Origin of the sequence: Sideroxydans lithotrophicus ES-1 (assembly GCF_000025705.1) — a bacterium.
GTDB classification, from domain to species: Bacteria; Pseudomonadota; Gammaproteobacteria; order Burkholderiales; family Gallionellaceae; genus Sideroxyarcus; species Sideroxyarcus lithotrophicus.
On sequence record NC_013959.1, the window covers coordinates 293136 to 312246 of the forward strand.

The 19111-nt window shown below is 59.6% G+C and carries 23 protein-coding genes; 14 read left to right on the plus strand and 9 right to left on the minus strand.

Annotated features, from left to right (window positions below; genetic code table 11):
* Position 1: 1 nt before the first annotated feature.
* The 4 genes from SLIT_RS01410 to SLIT_RS01425 form a co-directional block, all read right to left on the minus strand.
* Positions 2–340 carry a hypothetical protein gene (locus SLIT_RS01410; RefSeq protein ID WP_013028428.1) on the minus strand — a complete coding sequence of 113 codons (339 nt, stop codon included), beginning with the start codon at positions 338–340 and terminating at the stop codon, positions 2–4.
* Between the two features lie 119 nt (positions 341–459).
* Positions 460–915 (minus strand): DUF4149 domain-containing protein, encoded by a 456-nt coding sequence (locus SLIT_RS01415; RefSeq protein WP_013028429.1) that lies wholly within the window; start codon positions 913–915, stop codon positions 460–462.
* A gap of 19 nt (positions 916–934) precedes the next feature.
* Positions 935–1645 carry a DsbC family protein gene (locus SLIT_RS01420; protein WP_013028430.1) on the minus strand — a complete coding sequence of 237 codons (711 nt, stop codon included), beginning with the start codon at positions 1643–1645 and terminating at the stop codon, positions 935–937.
* A gap of 24 nt (positions 1646–1669) precedes the next feature.
* Positions 1670–2824 carry a UbiH/UbiF family hydroxylase gene (locus SLIT_RS01425; protein ID WP_013028431.1) on the minus strand — a complete coding sequence of 385 codons (1155 nt, stop codon included), beginning with the start codon at positions 2822–2824 and terminating at the stop codon, positions 1670–1672.
* 92 nt (positions 2825–2916) lie between these two features.
* On the opposite strand from SLIT_RS01425, the gene dusB reads away from it, so the two are divergent.
* The 9 genes from dusB to SLIT_RS01470 all read left to right on the plus strand — a co-directional run bounded on the left by dusB (position 2917) and on the right by SLIT_RS01470 (position 10802).
* Positions 2917–3924 (plus strand): tRNA dihydrouridine synthase DusB, encoded by a 1008-nt coding sequence (gene dusB, locus SLIT_RS01430; protein WP_013028432.1) that lies wholly within the window; start codon positions 2917–2919, stop codon positions 3922–3924.
* Positions 3925–4027: 103 nt separating this feature from the next.
* Complete coding sequence (locus tag SLIT_RS01435) at positions 4028–4282, plus strand: helix-turn-helix domain-containing protein (protein WP_013028433.1); 255 nt, start codon at positions 4028–4030, stop codon at positions 4280–4282.
* Between the two features lie 87 nt (positions 4283–4369).
* Positions 4370–5932: a bifunctional phosphoribosylaminoimidazolecarboxamide formyltransferase/IMP cyclohydrolase gene (purH, locus tag SLIT_RS01440; RefSeq protein ID WP_013028434.1), complete on the plus strand. Its 1563-nt coding sequence runs from the start codon at positions 4370–4372 to the stop codon at positions 5930–5932.
* A 122-nt stretch (positions 5933–6054) separates the two neighbouring features.
* On the plus strand, positions 6055–7326 hold the full coding sequence (gene purD, locus SLIT_RS01445) for a phosphoribosylamine--glycine ligase (RefSeq protein WP_013028435.1): 1272 nt from the start codon (positions 6055–6057) through the stop codon (positions 7324–7326).
* 37 nt (positions 7327–7363) lie between these two features.
* Positions 7364–7921: an L-threonylcarbamoyladenylate synthase type 1 TsaC gene (tsaC, locus tag SLIT_RS01450; protein ID WP_013028436.1), complete on the plus strand. Its 558-nt coding sequence runs from the start codon at positions 7364–7366 to the stop codon at positions 7919–7921.
* 28 nt (positions 7922–7949) lie between these two features.
* Positions 7950–8864 (plus strand): oxygen-dependent coproporphyrinogen oxidase, encoded by a 915-nt coding sequence (gene hemF / locus SLIT_RS01455; protein WP_013028437.1) that lies wholly within the window; start codon positions 7950–7952, stop codon positions 8862–8864.
* A gap of 116 nt (positions 8865–8980) precedes the next feature.
* Entirely contained in the window at positions 8981–9616 is a 636-nt protein-coding gene (locus SLIT_RS01460) for a class I SAM-dependent methyltransferase (RefSeq protein WP_013028438.1), read from the plus strand.
* A 36-nt stretch (positions 9617–9652) separates the two neighbouring features.
* A complete protein-coding gene (locus SLIT_RS01465; RefSeq protein WP_013028439.1) occupies positions 9653–9901 on the plus strand; it encodes a GDCCVxC domain-containing (seleno)protein in 249 nt (82 codons plus the stop codon).
* 133 nt (positions 9902–10034) lie between these two features.
* Entirely contained in the window at positions 10035–10802 is a 768-nt protein-coding gene (locus SLIT_RS01470) for an HD-GYP domain-containing protein (protein ID WP_013028440.1), read from the plus strand.
* 25 nt (positions 10803–10827) lie between these two features.
* Here the strand turns inward: SLIT_RS01470 and SLIT_RS01475 are convergent, their stop codons facing one another.
* Both SLIT_RS01475 and SLIT_RS01480 read right to left on the minus strand, forming a co-directional pair.
* Positions 10828–11463: a class I SAM-dependent methyltransferase gene (locus tag SLIT_RS01475; protein ID WP_013028441.1), complete on the minus strand. Its 636-nt coding sequence runs from the start codon at positions 11461–11463 to the stop codon at positions 10828–10830.
* Positions 11460–12365, minus strand: a complete 906-nt coding sequence (locus SLIT_RS01480) for a hydrogen peroxide-inducible genes activator (protein ID WP_013028442.1) — start codon at positions 12363–12365, stop codon at positions 11460–11462. The genes SLIT_RS01475 and SLIT_RS01480 overlap by 4 nt, the downstream gene beginning before the upstream one ends.
* Positions 12366–12518: 153 nt before the next feature.
* Here SLIT_RS01480 and SLIT_RS01485 point away from each other — a divergent pair, with 153 nt between their 5' ends.
* From SLIT_RS01485 to SLIT_RS01505, 5 genes are all read left to right on the plus strand, one after another.
* The gene (locus tag SLIT_RS01485; RefSeq protein ID WP_013028443.1) at positions 12519–12935 is read left to right on the plus strand and encodes a rubrerythrin family protein; all 417 of its coding nucleotides are present in this window, start codon (positions 12519–12521) and stop codon (positions 12933–12935) included.
* A gap of 74 nt (positions 12936–13009) precedes the next feature.
* A complete protein-coding gene (locus SLIT_RS01490) occupies positions 13010–14344 on the plus strand; it encodes a (Fe-S)-binding protein (protein ID WP_013028444.1) in 1335 nt (444 codons plus the stop codon).
* 11 nt (positions 14345–14355) lie between these two features.
* On the plus strand, positions 14356–14940 hold the full coding sequence (locus SLIT_RS01495; RefSeq protein ID WP_013028445.1) for a DUF3501 family protein: 585 nt from the start codon (positions 14356–14358) through the stop codon (positions 14938–14940).
* A 44-nt stretch (positions 14941–14984) separates the two neighbouring features.
* Positions 14985–15467: a Dps family protein gene (locus tag SLIT_RS01500; protein ID WP_013028446.1), complete on the plus strand. Its 483-nt coding sequence runs from the start codon at positions 14985–14987 to the stop codon at positions 15465–15467.
* A gap of 327 nt (positions 15468–15794) precedes the next feature.
* Positions 15795–16982: an NnrS family protein gene (locus tag SLIT_RS01505; protein ID WP_013028448.1), complete on the plus strand. Its 1188-nt coding sequence runs from the start codon at positions 15795–15797 to the stop codon at positions 16980–16982.
* A 233-nt stretch (positions 16983–17215) separates the two neighbouring features.
* Here SLIT_RS01505 and SLIT_RS01510 read toward each other — a convergent pair whose 3' ends face one another.
* The 3 genes from SLIT_RS01510 to ubiA all read right to left on the minus strand — a co-directional run bounded on the left by SLIT_RS01510 (position 17216) and on the right by ubiA (position 19035).
* Positions 17216–17722: a hypothetical protein gene (locus SLIT_RS01510; protein WP_150102915.1), complete on the minus strand. Its 507-nt coding sequence runs from the start codon at positions 17720–17722 to the stop codon at positions 17216–17218.
* Entirely contained in the window at positions 17691–17984 is a 294-nt protein-coding gene (locus tag SLIT_RS16025) for a hypothetical protein (RefSeq protein WP_013028450.1), read from the minus strand. Before SLIT_RS16025 ends, SLIT_RS01510 begins: the two co-directional genes overlap by 32 nt.
* A 187-nt stretch (positions 17985–18171) precedes the next feature.
* Positions 18172–19035, minus strand: a complete 864-nt coding sequence (gene ubiA / locus SLIT_RS01520) for a 4-hydroxybenzoate octaprenyltransferase (RefSeq protein WP_041420719.1) — start codon at positions 19033–19035, stop codon at positions 18172–18174.
* Between the last annotated feature and the right edge of the window lie 76 nt (positions 19036–19111).

Here is a 19111-nt window from a genome sequence, read left to right on the forward strand (position 1 = left end):
TTCAGTTTATACCCTCAGGCCGCCAGCCACTTGCGACCTTGTTTGCCCAGTCGTTCTCAAAAGCGTTTTCCTGCAACTGTATCCTGTTCTTGCATTCGAGTGCATGCAGTGCAGTTGTCGGATGCATGCAATCGCTGGGCAGGTGTGCTTGTGCCATCCAATGTTGCCAGGCCCGATCTTTCGCACTTTGCCAGATGACGGCACGCTGTGCGGCGAAATGCTTCTCTAAGGGAGCGGCCACCTTGTCATATTGCGCAGCAAACAAATCCGGCCTGGTTACCCATGTGATCAGTCCGAGCATCACGGCAAACATCAAAGTAACCAGGAACAGGTATCGCATTTGCATATCCTCCTGTTGGTGCGCGACCTGATTGGTTCGTGCGGATGGAGGGACACTAAATTAGTTGCCTGGCCCGGTCAATATGCCAAACGGCCTATAACCAACCACTTGGCAACCGTTTACTGCTTCCTGGAATCGATCACGAGTGCGATGCCAAGCAGGCTCTGGATCAGGAAAAGAATACCGGAGATGCCGTGCCAGGTCCGGAATTGGGAGGCGAAAGCGCTCTGCATCACATCCAGCGGCAATGCCTGCTGCTTAAGGTCGGCAAGGATGGGCTGCAGGACGAATTGCCCGACGAGGACGAGCGACAGCATCACGGCAGTGATGCGAAAGAGGCGGCGACGTATCGCCGTGCGCCCGAATTGCTGCACCTGGTAGACGAGCAGATAGAGCGCACAGGCGATGCCGATGTAGGCCAGCAGGGTGAACAGATGTCCGGCCACGATGCCCGCAAGCTGCCGGTCCGGCAGTAACTTGAACAGGGTGGGCACGACCACATAGCCGAGCATCCACATGCCGCCTACCCATAAGGCGACGCTCAGCGCGGCGAGGTGTCGGGGCAGGTTGTGCACGGCTGATCGTCGCTTCGGCTTATTTGTTGTTGGCGTCCAGCGCCTTGTTCAGATCGGCGGCAGGCATATAGCCGGGGTTGATCACGCCATTGGCAAAGATCAATGCGGGCGTGCCATTCACTCTGAGGCTTTTGCCCAGCGCGAGAACCTGGGCAATGGGGGCGTCGCACTTGGCTGCCTTGGGCTGCACGCCGTTCAGCATCAGGTCATCCCAGGTCTTGGCCTTGTCGGCGCTGCACCAGATATCCTGGACCTTTTCCGCCGACCCCTGGAAGATGGGGTAGAGGAACAGGTACAAGGTGACATCGTTCACGTTCTGCAATTCATGCTCCAGCTTCTTGCAGAAGCCGCAGTTCGGATCGGCGAAATATGCCATCTTGCGGCTGCCGTTGCCCTTGACCTTTTTCACGGCGAGTTCGAGCGGCAGTTTGCTGAAGTCGATGGCGAACAGTTTTTGCGAGCGCGCCTGGGTGATGTTCTGTCTTCCCTTCAGATCGAACATCTGGCCGTCGATGAGGTATTGCGCGGTCTTGTCGGTATAGAAGATATGGTCTCCGGTGACCACTTCGTACAGGCCGGGGATCGGAGATTTGTTGACCTGGTCGACCGGGCCGATGAGTTGCTCGTAGTTCTTGATCAGCGTGTCCTTGATGGCGGCGGCTGTCTTGTCGGTTTCGGCTGCATGGGCGAGCGAGATGGAGAGCAGGAGTAACAGCAGGGTCTTGAACATTTACAGGGTCCTTGTGGGGAATAATCAGTTGAGTGCGTGACGCACCAGCATCTTCTTCAGCGGTACGATCTTGTTGGTCGCGTCGAGACCAATATTGCGCAGCGTGCGCAGCAGCGGATTGTCGTTGACGAACAGGTTCTTCAGCGTATCCGTGGTGAGTTGCATGGACATTATGTCACTCTGCCGTGCTTGCTCATAGCGGCGCAACAAACGCAGGTCGCCGCAATCCAGTTCGCCCCGTTGCTGCAGGACTTTCGCCAGTTCGCGTACATCGCGCAGGCCGAGATTGACGCCTTGTCCGGAAAGCGGATGCACATTGTGCGCCGCATCGCCGACCAGCGCCAGGCGATGCTTGGTCAGGTGCGCAAGGTTCAGCACACGCAGCGCAAAAGCGGCAGGCGGGGTGATGACCTGCAATTCGCCCAAAGTATGGTTCGAGGCGGCCGATACGCGTGCGCAGAATTCCTCGTGAGTAAGTGCCAACAGCTCGGCTGAATGCTCGGGGCTGACCGACCAGACGATGGAGATGTGTTTCCCTGGCAGGGGGAGCAGCGCCAGTATGCCTTCCGGCGTGAACCACTGGTAAGCGATGCCGCGATGGGCTTTGCCGACGCTGAAGTTGGCGACCACTCCGTGTTGGTGGTACGGAGTGGGGACTTCGGGCATCAGGGTCTGGTGGCGTGCCCAGGAATCGCGCCCGTCTGCGCCGACGATGAGCTTGGCGCGTATCTCGCGACCGTCCTTCAGTTTGAGCCGGGCGGCATCATCCTGTAACGACATCTCCGCGCATTGGGCAGGTTGTATCAGGGTCAGGTTTTCCTGTTCGCGCAAACCTTGCCACAGTGCATGCTGTAACAAACGGCTTTCCATGATGAATGCCAATTCGGGTGCGCCGATCTCATAGGCGCTGAAATTCAGCCTGGCTCCGGTGTCGCCGAACACGCGCATCTCTTCCACCTGCTGCACGCGTGCCAGATCCAGTCGCTGCCAAGCCCCGCATTCTTTTAGAAAATCCGCGTTGCCGGGGGTGAAGGCATATATACGGCTATCCCACCCGGAATCGGGCTCAGGCAAGGGCTGGCCTTCTATCAAGGCGAGTCGAAGTCCAGTGTTTCTGAGCGCGGAGGCGAGGCTGGCACCTACCAACCCGCCGCCGATGATCACGATATCGAATTCCATGCTGAAACTATGCTTCTCGCAGAAAAATCTGCGAGCATCATAGCATGGGCGAGTTGATTAATTTATAATCGCCGCCCCCTTCGGAAATCACCATGCAGATCGGACGCTACAAGCTGAAAAACAACCTCATCGTCGCACCCATGGCGGGCGTGACGGACAGGCCTTTCCGCATGCTGTGCAAGCGCATGGGCGCCGGCATGGCGGTGTCCGAGATGGTGGCTTCCAATTCGCTGCTGTACGGCTCCGAGAAGACCAAGCGCCGCGCCAACCATGAAGGCGAGGTCGATCCGATCTCGGTGCAGATCGTCGGTGCCGACCCGAAGATGCTGGCGCAGGCCGCCCGCTACAACGTGGACAACGGTGCGCAGATCATCGATATCAACATGGGCTGCCCGGCCAAGAAGATCTGCAACGTCATGGCGGGCTCCGCCTTGATGCAGAACGAAAAGCTGGTGGCCGAGATCCTGGAAGAGGTGGTCGGCGCTGTGGAAGTGCCTGTCACCCTGAAGATACGCACCGGCTGGGACAAGAACAACCGCAATGCGGTCAACATCGCGCGCATCGCCGAAGCCAGCGGCATCCAGGCGCTGGCCATCCATGGCCGCACCCGCGCCTGCGCCTACACCGGCGACGCCGAGTACGACACCATCCGCGCGGTGAAGGCGGAAGTGAACATCCCGGTCATCGCCAACGGCGACATCACCACGCCGGAAAAAGCCCGTTTTGTGCTGCAACATACCGGTGCCGATGCGGTCATGATCGGGCGCGCCGCACAGGGCCGCCCCTGGCTGTTCCGCGAGATCGAGCATTTCCTGCAGACCGGCACGCACCTGCTTGCGCCGCATGTCGGCGAGATACAGGACGTGCTGATCGCGCATATGCACGACCTGTACGACTTCTATGGCGAGCACACCGGGCTGCGCGTGGCGCGCAAGCACATCTCCTGGTACACCAAGGGGCTGACGGGATCTGCCGTGTTCCGCCATCGCATGAACCAGCTGGAGAGCGTGGACGAACAGATGTGCGCAGTGACGGATTTCTTTGAAGAACAGAAAACAGGCAGCGAAAGACTGCTTTACAAGGGGGAGTTGGCTGCATAAGCAGCAAGCAGGGGCCCCGTTAGTCGGGGTAACGCGCGTCCGTTTGCTCGCGGACACGACACGATGCGCGCAGGGTCAGGGCAGGGAACAACAAGGGGGCAGCATGACTGAAGATTGTGCAATCAACGAGAACGATATCGCCAAGCATGTGCGCAAGGCGGTGAACGACTATTTCAAGGACCTCGACGGCGAAGAGCCGTCGTGCGGGATATACGACATGGTGATCTGTTGCGCGGAAAAGCCGCTGATCGAGACCGTGTTGCACCATGCAGGCGGCAACCAGACGCGTGCCGCAGAATTGCTCGGCATCAACCGCAATACGTTGCGCAAGAAGATGCAGGATCACCGCATCAAATAAAACCTGTTTTCGGCGCGATTCTTTCGCGCCCTGTCCGGTTTGGCAATTTGAATTTCCACAGATTCCATCATTAAAGAAAGAATCCAGATGACCATCACACAAGCACTCATCAGCGTGTCGGATAAATCCGGCATCCTTGAATTCGCCAGGGGGCTGAACGAGCTCGGCGTGAAGATACTTTCCACCGGCGGCACCGCCAAGCTGCTCGCCGACAACGGTGTGCCCTGCACGGAAGTGGCCGACTACACCGGCTTCCCCGAGATGCTGGACGGGCGCGTGAAGACGCTGCAGCCGAAAGTGCACGCCGGCATCCTGGCGCGGCGCGACCTGCCCAAGCATGTCGCCACGCTGAAGAAGCACGACATCCCGACCATCGACCTGGTGGTGGTGAACCTGTACCCGTTCGCGGCGACCATCGCCAAGCCCGGCTGCACGCTGGAAGATGCCATCGAGAACATCGATATCGGCGGGCCTACGATGGTGCGTTCCGCGGCCAAGAACCACGCGCATGTCGCTATCGTCACCGACCCTGCCGATTACGCCGACGTGCTGGCCGAGATGCAGACCAACAAGGGCGAAGTCTCGGCCGCCACCAAGTTCGACCTGGCCAAGAAAGCGTTCTCGCACACCGCCGCCTACGACAGCATGATCAGCAACTACCTCACCGCGATCAACAGCGACGGCAGCAAGAGCGACTTCCCGGCGCAGATCAACTTCAACTTCGCCAAGGTGCAGGAGATGCGCTACGGCGAGAACCCGCATCAGCAGGCGGCGTTCTACCGCGACCTCGTGCCGCTGGTGGGCGGCATCTCCGGCTACACCCAGCTGCAGGGCAAGGAGCTTTCCTACAACAACATCGGCGATGCCGATGCGGCGTGGGAACTGGTCAAAACCTTCGATCAGCCCGCTTGCGTCATCGTCAAGCACGCCAACCCCTGCGGCGTTGCCATCGCCGACACGCCGTTGAATGCCTACAAGCTGGCCTACGCCACCGACAGCACTTCCGCATTCGGCGGCATCATCGCCTTCAACCGCGAACTGGATGAGGCTTCCGCTGCGCAGATCACCGCCAACCAGTTCGTCGAGCTCATCATCGCGCCAAGCGCCACCGAAGCCGCGCTGAAAGTGACTGCTGCCAAGCAGAACGTGCGCGTGCTCACCGTGCCGCTGTCCAATGCGCACAACCAATATGACGTGAAGCGCGTGGGTGGCGGCCTGCTGGTGCAGACGCCGGATGCGCTCAACGTGCAGGCGTCGCAACTCAAAGTCGTAACCAAGGTGCAGCCGACCAAGGAACAACTGACCGACCTGCTGTTCGCCTGGCGCGTGGCAAAGTATGTGAAGTCGAACGCCATCGTGTTCTGCAAGGACGGCCAGACGCTGGGCGTCGGCGCCGGTCAGATGAGCCGCGTGGATTCCACCCGCATCGCCAGTATCAAGGCGCAGAACGCCGGCCTGAGCCTGACTGGTTCCGTCGTCGCTTCCGATGCGTTCTTCCCGTTCCGCGACGGCGTGGACGTGCTGGCGACAGCCGGTGCCAAGGCCGTCATCCAGCCGGGCGGCTCGATGCGCGACGAGGAAGTCATTGCCGCGGCGGACGAGCATGGGTTGGCGATGGTGTTTACCGGTTACCGCCACTTCAGGCATTAATCAGACTCCCCTCTCCCGCAAGCGGGAGAGGGGGCGGGGGAGAGGGAACGCACCATATCACCCTCTCCCCAACCCTCCCCCTCCAGGGGGAGGGGGTTGCAGCGATATTCTTTGAGGTAAGCATGAAAATATTAGTCATCGGTAACGGTGGTCGCGAACACGCATTGGCATGGCGTCTGGCACAGGGCGCCAAGGTGCAGAAGGTGTACGTTGCGCCGGGCAATGCTGGTACGGCGCTGGAAGAGGGCGTCGAGAACGTCGCCATCACTGCCATCCCCGAGCTCATCGAGTTCGTTAAGCGCGAGAACATCGAGCTCACCGTGGTCGGCCCCGAGGCGCCACTGGCGGCGGGCGTGGTGGATGCGTTCCGCGCGGCCGGGCTGAAGATCTTCGGCCCGACCAAGGCGGCAGCGCAACTCGAATCCTCCAAGGACTTCGCCAAGCGCTTCATGACGCGCCACAACATCCCCACGGCGTTCTTCGAGACCTTCAGCGACATCGCCGCTGCCAAGGCCTACGTCGAGAAGCACGGCGCCCCCATCGTCATCAAGGCCGATGGTCTGGCAGCGGGCAAGGGCGTGGTGGTGGCGATGAGCAAGGACGAGGCGTTCGCTGCCATCGACATGATGTTGTCCGACAACAAGCTCGGCGATGCCGGTGCGCGCGTGGTGATCGAAGAATTCCTCGCGGGCGAAGAGGCCAGTTTCATCGTCATGGTCGACGGCAAGAACGTGCTGGCCATGGCGACCAGCCAGGACCATAAGCGACTGCTGGACGGCGATAATGGCCCCAACACCGGCGGCATGGGGGCTTATTCTCCCGCACCGGTGGTCACGCCGACCATATACGCAAAAGTATTGCGCGAAGTGATCCTGCCCGTGGTGCGCGGCATGGAAAGCGAAGGCATCATATATACCGGTTTCCTTTATGCGGGCCTGATGATCTCGCCAGATGGTGGCCTCAAGGTGCTGGAATTCAACTGCCGCATGGGTGACCCCGAGACACAGCCGATCATGCTGCGCCTGAAGAGCGATTTCGCCGCCATCGTCGAGCACGCCATCAATGGCACGCTCGACAAGGTGGAAGCCGAATGGGATAAACGCACCGCGCTCGGTATCGTGATGGCCGCGGCCAACTATCCCGAGACACCGCGCAAGGGCGATGTCATCACAGGGCTGCCGAAGAAGCTGGAGGATGCGCATGTATTCCATGCCGGCACCACCATGCAGGACGGCAAGGTGATCACCAACGGCGGGCGTGTGCTGTGCGTGGTGGCTCTCGGCGACATGGTGAAGCGTGCACAGCAACGTGCCTACGAGATTGCCGATACCATCCATTTCGATGGGCAGCAGATGCGCCGCGATATCGGCTACCGCGCCATCGGGCGGAAATAGGCTCCAGACCTGTCGGTCTCGAGCATTGGGGCAGCAAGTGCAACGCGAAACCTACTCATCCCGTCAACTTGCTGCCTACCTCAAGCGCGGCGGCCTCATCGCCTACCCGACCGAATCCTGCTACGGACTCGGATGCGATCCCGCCAACCGTGCAGCAGTATTGCGCCTGCTCAAGCTCAAGCGGCGCCCGCAACGCAAAGGCCTCATTCTCATTGCATCGCACTATCGCCAGGTCGCACGCTATCTGCAGCCTCTGGCTCCTGCCGATCAAGCAAGATTGCAACACGAGGGGGCGCAAGCCGTCACGTACCTGATGCCGGTTCGCTCTTCGGCACCGCGCTGGTTGCGCGGCACGCACGACACGCTGGCGGTGCGGCTCACTGCCCATCCTTTTGCCAGACAGCTATGCCGCAGTGCAGACAGTGCCCTGGTATCCACCAGCGCCAACCGCAGCGGGCAACGTCCGGCGAAGACCTATGCCGACTGCCGGCGTCTGTTTGGAAACAAGGTATGGGTACTGCGCGGGCGGGTGGGGAAGCGCAAACAACCTTCCACGATACGCGCGTGGTCGGATGGTAAAATCATCCGCAAATAGAACAATTACGATTCAATCAGGAGAGAACATGGATAGCGCAGCCGTAAAGGAATACCTGCTCGAATTGCAGGAACTCATCGTCGATCGTCTGGAGCAAGTGGACGGCAAGAAATTCCTGCGCGACAAGTGGGAGCGGGCAACAGGCAGCGGCGGCATCGGCAAGGGCGAAGGCATCAGCTGCATCATCGAGGAAGGCAATGTGCTGGAACGCGGCGGCGTGGCGTTCTCGCATGTGCAGGGCGACAAGATGCCGGCTTCCGCCACGGCGCACCGCCCGGAACTGGCCGGCTGCAGCTGGGAGGCGATGGGCGTGTCGCTGGTGATGCATCCGCGCAACCCGTATGCGCCGACCTCGCACGCCAACGTGCGCATGTTCATGGCGCACAAGCCAGACGGCGACAAGGTGTTCTGGTTCGGCGGCGGCATGGACCTCACGCCCTATTACGGTTTCGAGGAAGACGCGGTGCATTTCCACCAGATCTGCAAGAATTCGCTGGCTCCGTTCGATCCCAAGCTGCACCCGAAATTCAAGAAGTGGTGCGACGACTATTTCTTCCTCAAGCACCGCAGCGAACCGCGCGGCGTGGGCGGCATCTTCTTCGACGACATGAGCGAGCCTGACTTCGACACCGCCTTCGCCATCCAGCAGAGCGTCGGCGACCACTACCTGTCTGCCTACGTGCCGCTGCTGGAAAAGCGCAAGGACACACCCTATGGCGAACGCGAGCGCGACTTCCAGCTCTATCGCCGCGGCCGCTATGTCGAGTTCAACCTGGTCATCGACCGCGGCACCATCTTCGGCCTGCAGTCGAACGGGCGCACCGAATCCATCCTGCTGTCCATGCCGCCGCTGGTGAAATGGCGCTACGACTGGCACCCGGAAAAAGGCACGCCGGAAGCCGAGCTGTACGACAAGTATCTGGTGCCCAAGGATTGGGTGTAAGTTTCCATTCCCTCTCCCCATGGGAGAGGGCTAGGGTGAGGGAGTAACCGTTGCGGCGAAAGCCCTCACCCCAACCCCTCTCCCGGAAAGAGAGGGGCATTGATAGGGAGGTCGCCATGCAACCTGGTAAAGAACATTGGGAAGCCGTCTATACGACGAAAGCCACCGACGAGGTGAGCTGGTTCCAGCCGCATGCGCAGCTATCGCTGGATCTGATCAAGGCAGCCACTGCTGACAAAGACGCAGGCATCATCGATGTCGGCGGAGGCGCCTCCACGCTGGTGGACGACCTGCTGGCAGAGGGGTACCGCGACCTGACGGTGCTCGATCTTTCCGCCGCCGCGCTGCACGCGGCGCGCCAGCGTCTCGGCGCGCAGGAAAGCATGGTGCGCTGGATCGAGGCGGACATCACCGAAGTCGACCTGCCTGCCAAGCGTTACGATATCTGGCACGACCGCGCCGTGTTCCACTTCCTGACCACCCAGCAGCAACGCGATGCTTACGTGCGCACCGTGTTCAACGCGGTCAAGCCAGGCGGACATGTCATCGTCGCCACCTTCGCCGAGGACGGCCCGCTGCAATGCAGCGGCCTGCCGGTGATGCGCTACCGTGCGGACGAGTTGCACGACGAGTTCGGCGATGCGTTCACCCTGTTGAAGCACCAGAAGGAAGAGCATCACACGCCGTCCGGCAAGGTGCAGCAGTTCGTGTATTGCTACTGCCGGCGCATCAGCTGGAGCGGCAATTCCTGATGTCGAACTGATCGTTCGTTTCGTTTGGATCCGCAAATGACCGTACAGAAAAAAGACCTGGAACTGCGGCTTGAATCCTTGCTGACCTGCCCGGAGTGCGGTCATGCGGAGTTGTTGACCATGCCCACCGATGCCTGCCAGTGGTTCTACCAATGCCCCAGCTGCAATGCCTTGCTCAAGCCCAAGCCGGGCGACTGCTGCGTGTTCTGTTCCTATGGCGATGTGCCCTGTCCGCCGATTCAAGCGGGCCGCGAAGATTGCTGCAAGTCGGATGGCCGCAAATAGACTGATCAACCGCATGGTTGTGCATGGCGATTGCTGAACTATTTGCCGCTGCCAAAATCGAACCGGTAAAGCTGATCTGAATCGTACGCGGCGCCGCATGCCTGTTTGCGGTTTGATGGCAGCGGAGGTCACCATGCAAAAAAATCTTTCTGCAACGTCGGAGGCCGACAGTTTCGTTACCGCCTGCGAAGAGTGCGGGACTGCGTCACACGAGCGCCAGTATGTCCGCATCCTCAATCGTCACACCTGCGAACATTGCCTGCTGGATTCGCGCAAGCGCAGCGGCGGACTGGAAACGGAGCCCTATGAGAAGTTCGTCGAGTCCCTTGCCGAAGCGCTGGACCTGAGGGAGAAAGAGACCGGGCTGCATTCCAAGCGGGTCGCGACGCACACCTTGCTGCTGGCGACGCATCACTACAAGAAAGTGACCGATCTGCGCGAAGTCTATTGGGGCAGCCTGCTCCACGACATCGGCAAGATCGGTGTGCCGGACGCGATACTCCTCAAGCCAGGCAAGCTGTCGGATGAGGAATGGAAGATCATGCAGGAACACCCGCGCAATGGACATCGCATCCTGCAGAACCTGCCTTTCCTGTCCATGGCATCCAATATCGTGCTGTGCCACGAGGAGCGTTTCGACGGCTCGGGCTATCCGGCTGGTCTCAAGGGCGAAGAGATCCCGCTGGCAGCCAGGCTGTTCGCGGTCATCGATACCCTCGATGCCATGACATTCGATCGTCCCTACCGCAAAGGCCTTCCTTTCGATACCGCCAAGGCCGAGATCATCCGCATGGCCGGGAGCCAGTTCGATCCCAGGGCGGTGGAGAGCTTCCTGCGCGAGGAGCAAGCGCTGCGGGAAATGACCGACATGGAATACCCGGCAGCGCACTTCGGCAAATGAGGTAACGGCAGAAGCGTTTTCAGCTTCACCTGGTCTTTTGCAGCTCGATCCGCCGAAACCATCCGTTCGCCAGCATCGGCTCATCGCTGAGCACCTGCAGTTCGGGCGCAGCGGTCAACACCTCCTCGAACACCACATCCATGCGCGTGGCGAAACGGCGGGTGATCACGTTGAACAAGCGGCGCAGCGGGGCACGCTGTCGCGGTTGCAGGAATTTGTCGAACAGGATGATGGTGCCGCCGGGTTTCAGCACCCGTACGGCTTCGCTCAGGCAGCGCTGCGGTTCCGGCACGACGGCGAGGATGAGGTGCAGCACGACGTGGTCGAAGTGCGAGCCGGCGAAAGGCAATGCCATGCTGTCGCCCAGCACGAAACCCACATCCAGGTCCTTGCCGCGCGGCCTGGCGTGCGCCAGCATCGCCAGGTTGAAATCGAGTGCAGTGTAACGGTGCAATGCCGGCAGCAAGGGCAGATCCAGACCGGTGCCCACTCCACTGATCAGGATGCGTCTGCTTGCATCGGTCGGCAAGGTGCGCAGCGAATGCCTGCGTGCATCCCGCATCGGGCGATCGATGATGGCATCGTATAACGGTGCGATGAGGCTGTAGCTCAGACGCAGCAACGGATTCTGGCGATAGGGTTGTTGTTCGCGCAGGGTCATGGCAGATGCTGGATGCCGGTGATTTTGGCCTGCCCGACTGCTTGCGCCAGTGCTTCGATGGCTTGCGTGCGCGCAAAACTCTTGCGCCAGGCCAGCGCGATGCGTCGCGATGGAATGGGTTTGGCGAAAGGAATGACGTCCAGCAGCTTGCTGCGGTAGCGCGCGCTGTTCGCCGAAGCGGGCAGCACGGTGATGCCCAGGCCGGAGGCAACCATGTTGCGGATGGTTTCCAGTGAGGTGCCTTGCTGTATCTCCGCCCCTTTGCGATTCAGGTCGGGGCAGGCTTCGGCGACCTGGTTGCTGAAACAGTGACCGGAATTCAGCAGCAGCACCTTTTCCTCCGCCAGCTCGGGAGCCTTGATGCTGCGCCGGTCCGCCCAGCGATGATCGGAATTGACGACCACTTCGAACGGTTCGTCGTACAAGGCATGCGTGAGGATGCTCGAATCGCCGAATGGCAATGCGATGACGATGACATCCAGCTTGCCGTTGCGCAGCAGGGTCTCCAGATTCTCGGTGATGTTCTCTTCCACCTCCAGCGGCATCTGCGGTGCGACTTTCTTCAGTGCGGGGATCAGGTCGGGCAACAGATAGGGGCCGACGCTGTGGATGACACCGACACGCAGCGATGCGGCAAGCTGGTTCTTGCCCTGCGCAGCGATCTCGCGGATGCGCTCGGCCTCTTCCAGCACGCGCTGTGCCTGTTCCACGATGGCCGTGCCGACCGGGGTGAGCGTGACGTCGTTCTTGCCGCGCTCGAATATCTTCAGCCCCAGTTCTTCTTCCAGCTTCTGTATCGCCAGCGACAGCGCCGGCTGGCTGATGAAAGCCTTCTCGGCCGCGCGGCGGAAGTTGCGTTCCTGCGCGACGGCGACGATATAGCGGAATTCGTTCAGGGTCATGCTCGTACTCCATCTTGTATGATTTGTATAATAAATCACTGTGTTTGAATAAATCAATTGGTTTTATCGGCCTGACAGGCCTACATTGCGTCCGTGGAGCAACAGCCACCACCGAAGTCTTTCCGTATTCAACTCTCATGAAGGAGAACGACCATGCAACTCAAAGGATCGAAAACCGAGAAACACCTGAAGGACGCCTTTGCCGGCGAGTCCCAGGCCAACCGCCGCTATCTGTATTTCGCAAACAAGGCCGATATCGAAGGCTATGCCGATGTCGCGGCACTGTTCCGCTCGACTGCGGAAGGCGAGACCGGCCACGCCCATGGCCACCTGGAGTATCTGGAACAATGCGGCGATCCGGCTACCGGCCTGCCATTCGGCAGCACCAAGGACAACCTGAAATCCGCCGTTGCCGGCGAGACTCACGAGTACACTGACATGTATCCCGGCATGGCCAAGGATGCGCGCGCCGAAGGCTTCGACGAAGTCGCCGACTGGTTCGAGACGCTGGCCAAGGCAGAGCGCTCGCACGCCAACCGCTACCAGAAAGCCCTGGGCGAACTGGGCTGATCTGCAGCACCGGCACGCACCGCGTATTGCGATGCGTGCCGGATTTACCGAATGATGAACACGAGGTACGAGACATGGCCGAAACACCACGCGAAGGTAATCTGAAAGCTCCCATCCGCCATCCGCTGGATTGGCAGAACCCCGATTTCTATAACGAGGAGTCGTTGTTCAACGAGATGGAGCGGGTGTTCGACATCTGTCACGGTTGCCGCCGTTGCGTCAGCCTGTGCCAGTCGTTCCCGACCCTGTTCGACCTGATCGATTCATCGGAGTCGATGGAGGTGGATGGCGTCAGGAAGGAGGCATACTGGAACGTCGTCGACCACTGCTATCTGTGCGACCTCTGTTACATGACCAAATGCCCCTACGTGCCGCCGCACGAGTGGAACCTGGATTTCCCGCACCTGATGTTGCGCGCCAAGGCGTTCCACTACAAGAACCACGATACCAAATTGCGCGACCGCATACTCACCAGCACCGACACGGTCGGCAGCCTGGCGGGCATCCCGGTGGTGGCGCAGGTGGTCAATGCCGTGAACAAGGTCGGCCTCGCACGCAAGGCGCTGGAAGCCGTGGCCGAAGTGCACAGCGAAGCCTGGCTGCCGGAATTCACCAGCAGGCCGTTGCGCAGCCGTTTGCAGAAACTGCCTGCGGATACTGTCGGCGAACCCGCCGGACGCACCCGCGGCAAGGTCGCGCTGTTCGCCACCTGCTACATGAACCGCAACGAGCCCGGCCCCGGCGAAGACCTGGTCGCGGTGTTCGAGCACAACGGCATCCCGGTGACCATGGCCGAAAAAGAGCGCTGCTGCGGCATGCCCAAGCTGGAACTGGGCAATCTCGATGCAGTGCGCGAGGCCAAGGAAGCTAATATCCCGCAACTGGCCAAACTGGTCGATGCCGGCTGGGACCTGACCGCGCTCGTGCCTTCCTGCGTGCTGATGTTCAAGCAGGAACTGCCGTTGATGTTCCCGGACGACCCGGACGTGATCAAGGTGAAGAATGCCTTTTACGATCCGTTCGAATACCTGATCCTGCGCCACAAGGAAGGCAAACTGAACACCGACTTCAAGGCCGGACTGGGCAAGGTGTCCTACCACGCCGCCTGCCACCAGCGCGTGCAGAACATCGGCCCGAAGACACGCGAGATGCTCTCGCTGATCCCCGGTACCGAGGTCGACATCATCGAGCGCTGCTCCGGCCACGACGGCACCTACGCGGTGAAAAAGGAATTCCACCAATCCGCGATGAAGATCGTCAAGCCGGTGGTGAGCCGGGTCAACCAGAACCAGCCCGACCACTACGGCAGCGATTGCGCCATGGCCGGGCACCACATCGCCCATGCCCGCGCCGACGGAACATCGCCGGAGCATCCGATCACACTGATCCGCAAAGCCTACGACATATAAGGAGAAACGACATGCTGACCCACGACAAACTCTACAGCCTGGAACAATACGCCCGCGTCCGTCCGGAGTTCCGCGCCAGGGTCATGGCGCACAAGAAGAACCGCCAGGTCCGGTTGGGCGAGCATGTCACCCTGCTGTTCGAGGATGCGCTGACCATGCAATACCAGGTGCAGGAGATGCTGCGGCTCGAACGCATGTTCGAACCCGAGCCGATCCAGGAAGAACTCGATGTCTACAATCCGCTGATCCCGGACGGTCACAACTGGAAAGCGACCATGATGATCGAATACTCCGACGTCGCCGAACGCCAGCGCAAGCTGGCCGAGTTGATCGGCATCGAAGATCGCGTATGGGTACAGGTCGATGGTTGCGAGCGGGTCCATGCCATCGCCGACGAAGACCTGGAGCGCGCTACGGCGGACAAGACCTCGGCGGTCCATTTCCTGCGCTTCGAACTGAGTGCCGAAATGATCCAGTCTTTGCAGCGGGGAGCGGGGCTAGGCATGGGTGTTGACCATCCGAATTACCAGACCGCGAACAATGCGATCCCTGCCGTGGTTCGCACTGCATTGCTGCATGACCTGCATGGAGAGTGACTGCTGAATTCCCCTGAAATCTTGACTGAGCAAAGGAGGGCATCATGAGCAAATCGACACCCATCAACATCGGCATCGCCGAAAAAGACCGCAAGAATATCGCCCAGGGATTGGAGCGCATGCTGGCCGACACCTACACGCTCTACCTCAAGACGCACAACTTCCACTGGAACGTCACCGGCCCCATGTTCCAGACCCTGCACCTGATGTTCATGACCCAGTACACCGAGACCTGGAATGCGGTGGATCTGGTGGCCGAGCGCATCCGTTCGCTGGGTTATCCTGCCCCGGGCAGCTACAAGGAGTTCGCCGCGCTCACCAGCATCAAGGAAAGCAGCAGCGTACCGAATGCCAGGGAAATGATCAGGCAGCTGGTGGATGGACAGGAAGCCGTGGTGCGCACTGCACGCGAAGTGCTGCCCATCGCCGAAAAGGCAGGCGACCAGCCGACGGTCGACCTACTCTCCGCCCGCATGGAAGTGCATGAAAAAAATGCATGGATGCTACGCAGCCTATTGGAGGAGTAGCTGTAATGAAGATCGGTGCCGCTCTCATGCATTTTTTCGGTGGAGACTCATGCGGGGTTTTTGCCGCGTGATGTCGGAGCCAAAAGAACGCCTGGATGCTAAGAAGCTTGTTAGAGGAATAAGGGCGTTGTGCTCCGTGGCGCTGGCATTCTTTTGGCGTAGACTCATGCGTGTTGCAGATGATGTCGGAAGCGGAAATATGCCGGTGCATCCGATCATCAGTAAACATTCGGTCAATGGCAACTGGTCTTGGAAACCCGCCTTGCCATTCGGCAGGAATGAATGGTTTGAACTCTGCCTGTGCTTCAACCATGGAGACGTGACGCAATGGCCCTGATGCAACTGGACGACCCGACGCGACGCACGCCTCCCGATGGTTTTGCCCTGTGGGCGCTGGGATTCCGGCCGTTCTATCTGCTGGCAGCACTGTTTGCTGCGTTGGCTATCCCGCTGTGGGTGATGGTATTCAGCGGTGCCATCGCGCTACCGATGCAAGCTGTGTGGTGGCATGCGCACGAGATGTTGTACGGCTTTGTCTCTGCGGTCATCGTCGGATTTCTGTTTACGGCGGGGCGCAACTGGACCGGCCGGCCGACACCTGCCGGTGCTGCGCTGGCCTTCCTCGCACTGGTCTGGCTGGCGGGGCGCCTGGCGATGGCGTTCGGCGCTGGGGTGTGGGGCGCGATTATCGACCTGGCTTTCTTGCCGATGGCGGCGAGCGCCATTGCGCGCGTGCTGTGGTTGTCAAAGAGCCGAAAACAATATTTTGTGGTGGCGATCCTCGCGCTGCTCACGCTGTGCAATGCGGCCTTTCATCTGGGGCGGCTCGGAATATTGTCGCTTGATCCGCTGGCGGCACTGCACGCAGCACTCGCTGTCATCATCATGCTGGAAACCGTCATCGCCGGCCGTGTCGTGCCGTCCTTCACCTCGGCCGCCATCCGGGGTGTAGCTCAATGGCAGCGCGGCTGGCTGAACATCGCCGCCATCGTCGCCACCGCCATTGCGCTATTTGGCTGGGCGCTATTGCCAGATGCGCGTTGGGCTCCCGTGCTGTCGCTGCTGGCGGCGCTATTGCAGTTCGTGCGCCTTGCCGGATGGAACCCGTTAGCCACCCGGCGCGTTCCCATGCTGTGGATACTGCATGCGTCCTATCTGTGGATCCCCATCGGACTCACGCTGCTGGCGGCGGCAGAATGGGGTTGGCTGCCGCGCTCTGCAGGCATTCACGCGCTGACCATCGGTGCCACTGCCGGACTCATCCTCGGCATGATGACTCGCACCGCATTGGGTCACACCGGGCGGGCACCGATGGCAAGCCGCATCGAAACGACAGCCTTCGCGCTGATCCAGCTCGCCGCTACCGTACGTGTGTTCACCATCGTGTTCATACCCGCCGCTGTCACCGCAGGCATCCATGTCGCTGCCACAGCGTGGACAGTCGCATTCGCACTTTATCTTTGGCGCTACACCCCGTTCCTCATGCGTGCGCGCATGGACGGGCTGTCCGGCTGATTGCGCCAGTGCGATACCTTGTAGATCGCCAATTGACGGGCATCTTCACGGGGTTGTGTTTAGAGATGGCAGCGGAGAAGCAGGTTGAAGTGAGAGCGGTTGCGATCGGCCCGTGGATATTAAACTTCTCAAACTCGGCCTTAGCGGACAGTGTTGAAGGTCAACGAAAACGACTGCAACGTGTTCGACAACTGCCATTTATGGCATTGAGAAGCTAGTCGGTGTGATGCGCGTCAAAACGTTGTGTCTTTCTTGATCGCGGTTATTTTGTTTTTGCCGTTGTAAACAAAAAATAAGCCTATTACGAATAGTATGACGGCGAGGATGGCAGAGACCATGGAAATAATGCTCCATAGGCTGATAATCTTGTCGGGTAACCCAGTGGTGAGCGATAGGGTAACCAGTATGCTTACGAAAGCGTTTCCTAGCCATGCAGATGCAGAAAATAATATAGTTGCCGCTACGCCGGTTTTGAAAAGGTCCTCTAGCTCCGGTTCTTGTATGGGATATTGCTTCACGGTGCGCTGCCCGTGTACTTGTTGAATAGTGCTGCCTTTTGGTTTGCGCGCTTTTGGGTTTGGTGTTCCGGCACTACCTGCTGTGACTGGCGTGAGTGGAGGCTGGGCTTGAGCGAAGCTACCAGCACCAGTGGGTGGCATGGGGTTGGCGGGCGGGGCTATATTGCCGACGCCTTGCACATGTCTGGGGTCAGGCATTGTCGCTTGGTTCTGCAGGTTCATCGGGCGTGGTCGGCTGTTGAGCCCGCGCAATTAATACCTGAATTAAATTGACCAATGCCACGGCGTCGGATGTCGACAGGACTACGGCTGAATGAAAGTGTGGGGCGTGCTGTATATTTGCTTGCTCCGCGAATGCTAGGCGCAGCCCTGTCAATGTATTGTGACCAATGAACCTATTGGCGAGGACTGCGGGGACTGTGTAAGCCGCCTCTAAGTGTTCTGGTGTCACATCGTCGATTTTGGGTGAGTCGTTTTGCGCCATAATTTTGCTCCACTTAGGAAAAACCGTAAATATTATAATAACATGGCACTTAAGTTTTATTGCGTTAGGGTGATACTTGCTTATTACCAAATCAGAAGTAAAGGTTGGTTTTGGGCACGTTACAGAAGTTCACGGTCGTGCGTAATTGACCGGTGTCGCGTACAGGTTAATAACGGGCGTATGAATTTCACTTGATCAGGTAATCCCCCACCACGCCCGCAAACACCGCCGCCCCGAACCAGTTGTTGTGCAGGAACGCGGCAAAACATTTCTTGCGATCCCTGTCCCTGATGAGTCTGTAGTGATGGAATGCGATGAATTCAGCAACGATCAGGCCCAAGAAGTAGAACAGTCCCAGTCCTGCCATCAATCCCGCAATCGCCAGCAATAGCAGTGTGGTCAGGTAACAGATCATCACGGCCACCACGTCGTACTTGCCGAAGAACAATGCCGAGGAATGGATGCCGAGGTGGATGTCGTCGTCCCTGTCCACCATCGCGTATTCGGTGTCGTAGGCGACGGCCCAGAAGATGTTGGCGAGCAGCAGCACCCATGCAACCGGCGGCACGCTGCCCAGCGTCGCTGCAAAGGCCATGGGGATGCCGAAGCCGAAGGCGATGCCGAGGTAGGCTTGCGGGATGGCGAAGAAGCGTTTGGTGAACGGGTAGCTGGCAGCGAGGAAGACGGCAGGAAAGGCGAGCAGCCAGGTGAGCGGGTTCAGCGGCAGGATGAGCGCGAAGGATGCGAGCGCCAGTACGATGGCGACCCACAACGCTTCGCGTTCGCTGATCTTGCCGCTGGTGAGTGGGCGATCCTGAGTGCGCTTCACATGCTTGTCGATGTGACGGTCGGCGTAGTCGTTCACTGCACAGCCGGAGGAGCGCATCAGCACGGTGCCGAGCGTGAAGATGAACACGATGAGCCAGGATGGATGTCCGTTGCCGGCGATCCATACGGCCCACAGCGTCGGCCACAGCAGCAGCAGGATGCCGATGGGGCGGTGCAGGCGGGTGAGCTGGATGTAGAGGTGCAGGCGTTCGGTGATTTTCATATAGTGGATTTTAACCCGCTGCGTCATTCCGGCGTAGGCCGGAATCCAGCGTTTTATTCAACATGCAGTTGGTTTT

Bases quoted from the DNA above. Each gene is read 5' to 3' on its own strand.
- SLIT_RS01425 (WP_013028431.1), bottom strand. From the start codon at position 2,824: ATGGAATTCGATATCGTGATCATCGGCGGCGGGTTGGTAGGTGCCAGC.
- SLIT_RS01465 (WP_013028439.1), top strand. From the start codon at position 9,653: ATGACCGTACAGAAAAAAGACCTGGAACTGCGGCTTGAATCCTTGCTG.
- SLIT_RS01510 (WP_150102915.1), bottom strand. From the start codon at position 17,722: ATGAACCTGCAGAACCAAGCGACAATGCCTGACCCCAGACATGTGCAA.
- purD (WP_013028435.1), top strand. From the start codon at position 6,055: ATGAAAATATTAGTCATCGGTAACGGTGGTCGCGAACACGCATTGGCA.
- ubiA (WP_041420719.1), bottom strand. From the start codon at position 19,035: ATGAAAATCACCGAACGCCTGCACCTCTACATCCAGCTCACCCGCCTG.
- hemF (WP_013028437.1), top strand. From the start codon at position 7,950: ATGGATAGCGCAGCCGTAAAGGAATACCTGCTCGAATTGCAGGAACTC.
- SLIT_RS01505 (WP_013028448.1), top strand. From the start codon at position 15,795: ATGGCCCTGATGCAACTGGACGACCCGACGCGACGCACGCCTCCCGAT.
- SLIT_RS01500 (WP_013028446.1), top strand. From the start codon at position 14,985: ATGAGCAAATCGACACCCATCAACATCGGCATCGCCGAAAAAGACCGC.
- SLIT_RS01420 (WP_013028430.1), bottom strand. From the start codon at position 1,645: ATGTTCAAGACCCTGCTGTTACTCCTGCTCTCCATCTCGCTCGCCCAT.
- SLIT_RS01410 (WP_013028428.1), bottom strand. From the start codon at position 340: ATGCGATACCTGTTCCTGGTTACTTTGATGTTTGCCGTGATGCTCGGA.
- SLIT_RS01485 (WP_013028443.1), top strand. From the start codon at position 12,519: ATGCAACTCAAAGGATCGAAAACCGAGAAACACCTGAAGGACGCCTTT.
- SLIT_RS01470 (WP_013028440.1), top strand. From the start codon at position 10,035: ATGCAAAAAAATCTTTCTGCAACGTCGGAGGCCGACAGTTTCGTTACC.
- SLIT_RS01495 (WP_013028445.1), top strand. From the start codon at position 14,356: ATGCTGACCCACGACAAACTCTACAGCCTGGAACAATACGCCCGCGTC.
- SLIT_RS01475 (WP_013028441.1), bottom strand. From the start codon at position 11,463: ATGACCCTGCGCGAACAACAACCCTATCGCCAGAATCCGTTGCTGCGT.
- dusB (WP_013028432.1), top strand. From the start codon at position 2,917: ATGCAGATCGGACGCTACAAGCTGAAAAACAACCTCATCGTCGCACCC.
- SLIT_RS16025 (WP_013028450.1), bottom strand. From the start codon at position 17,984: ATGGCGCAAAACGACTCACCCAAAATCGACGATGTGACACCAGAACAC.
- SLIT_RS01490 (WP_013028444.1), top strand. From the start codon at position 13,010: ATGGCCGAAACACCACGCGAAGGTAATCTGAAAGCTCCCATCCGCCAT.
- SLIT_RS01435 (WP_013028433.1), top strand. From the start codon at position 4,028: ATGACTGAAGATTGTGCAATCAACGAGAACGATATCGCCAAGCATGTG.
- SLIT_RS01480 (WP_013028442.1), bottom strand. From the start codon at position 12,365: ATGACCCTGAACGAATTCCGCTATATCGTCGCCGTCGCGCAGGAACGC.
- purH (WP_013028434.1), top strand. From the start codon at position 4,370: ATGACCATCACACAAGCACTCATCAGCGTGTCGGATAAATCCGGCATC.
- SLIT_RS01460 (WP_013028438.1), top strand. From the start codon at position 8,981: ATGCAACCTGGTAAAGAACATTGGGAAGCCGTCTATACGACGAAAGCC.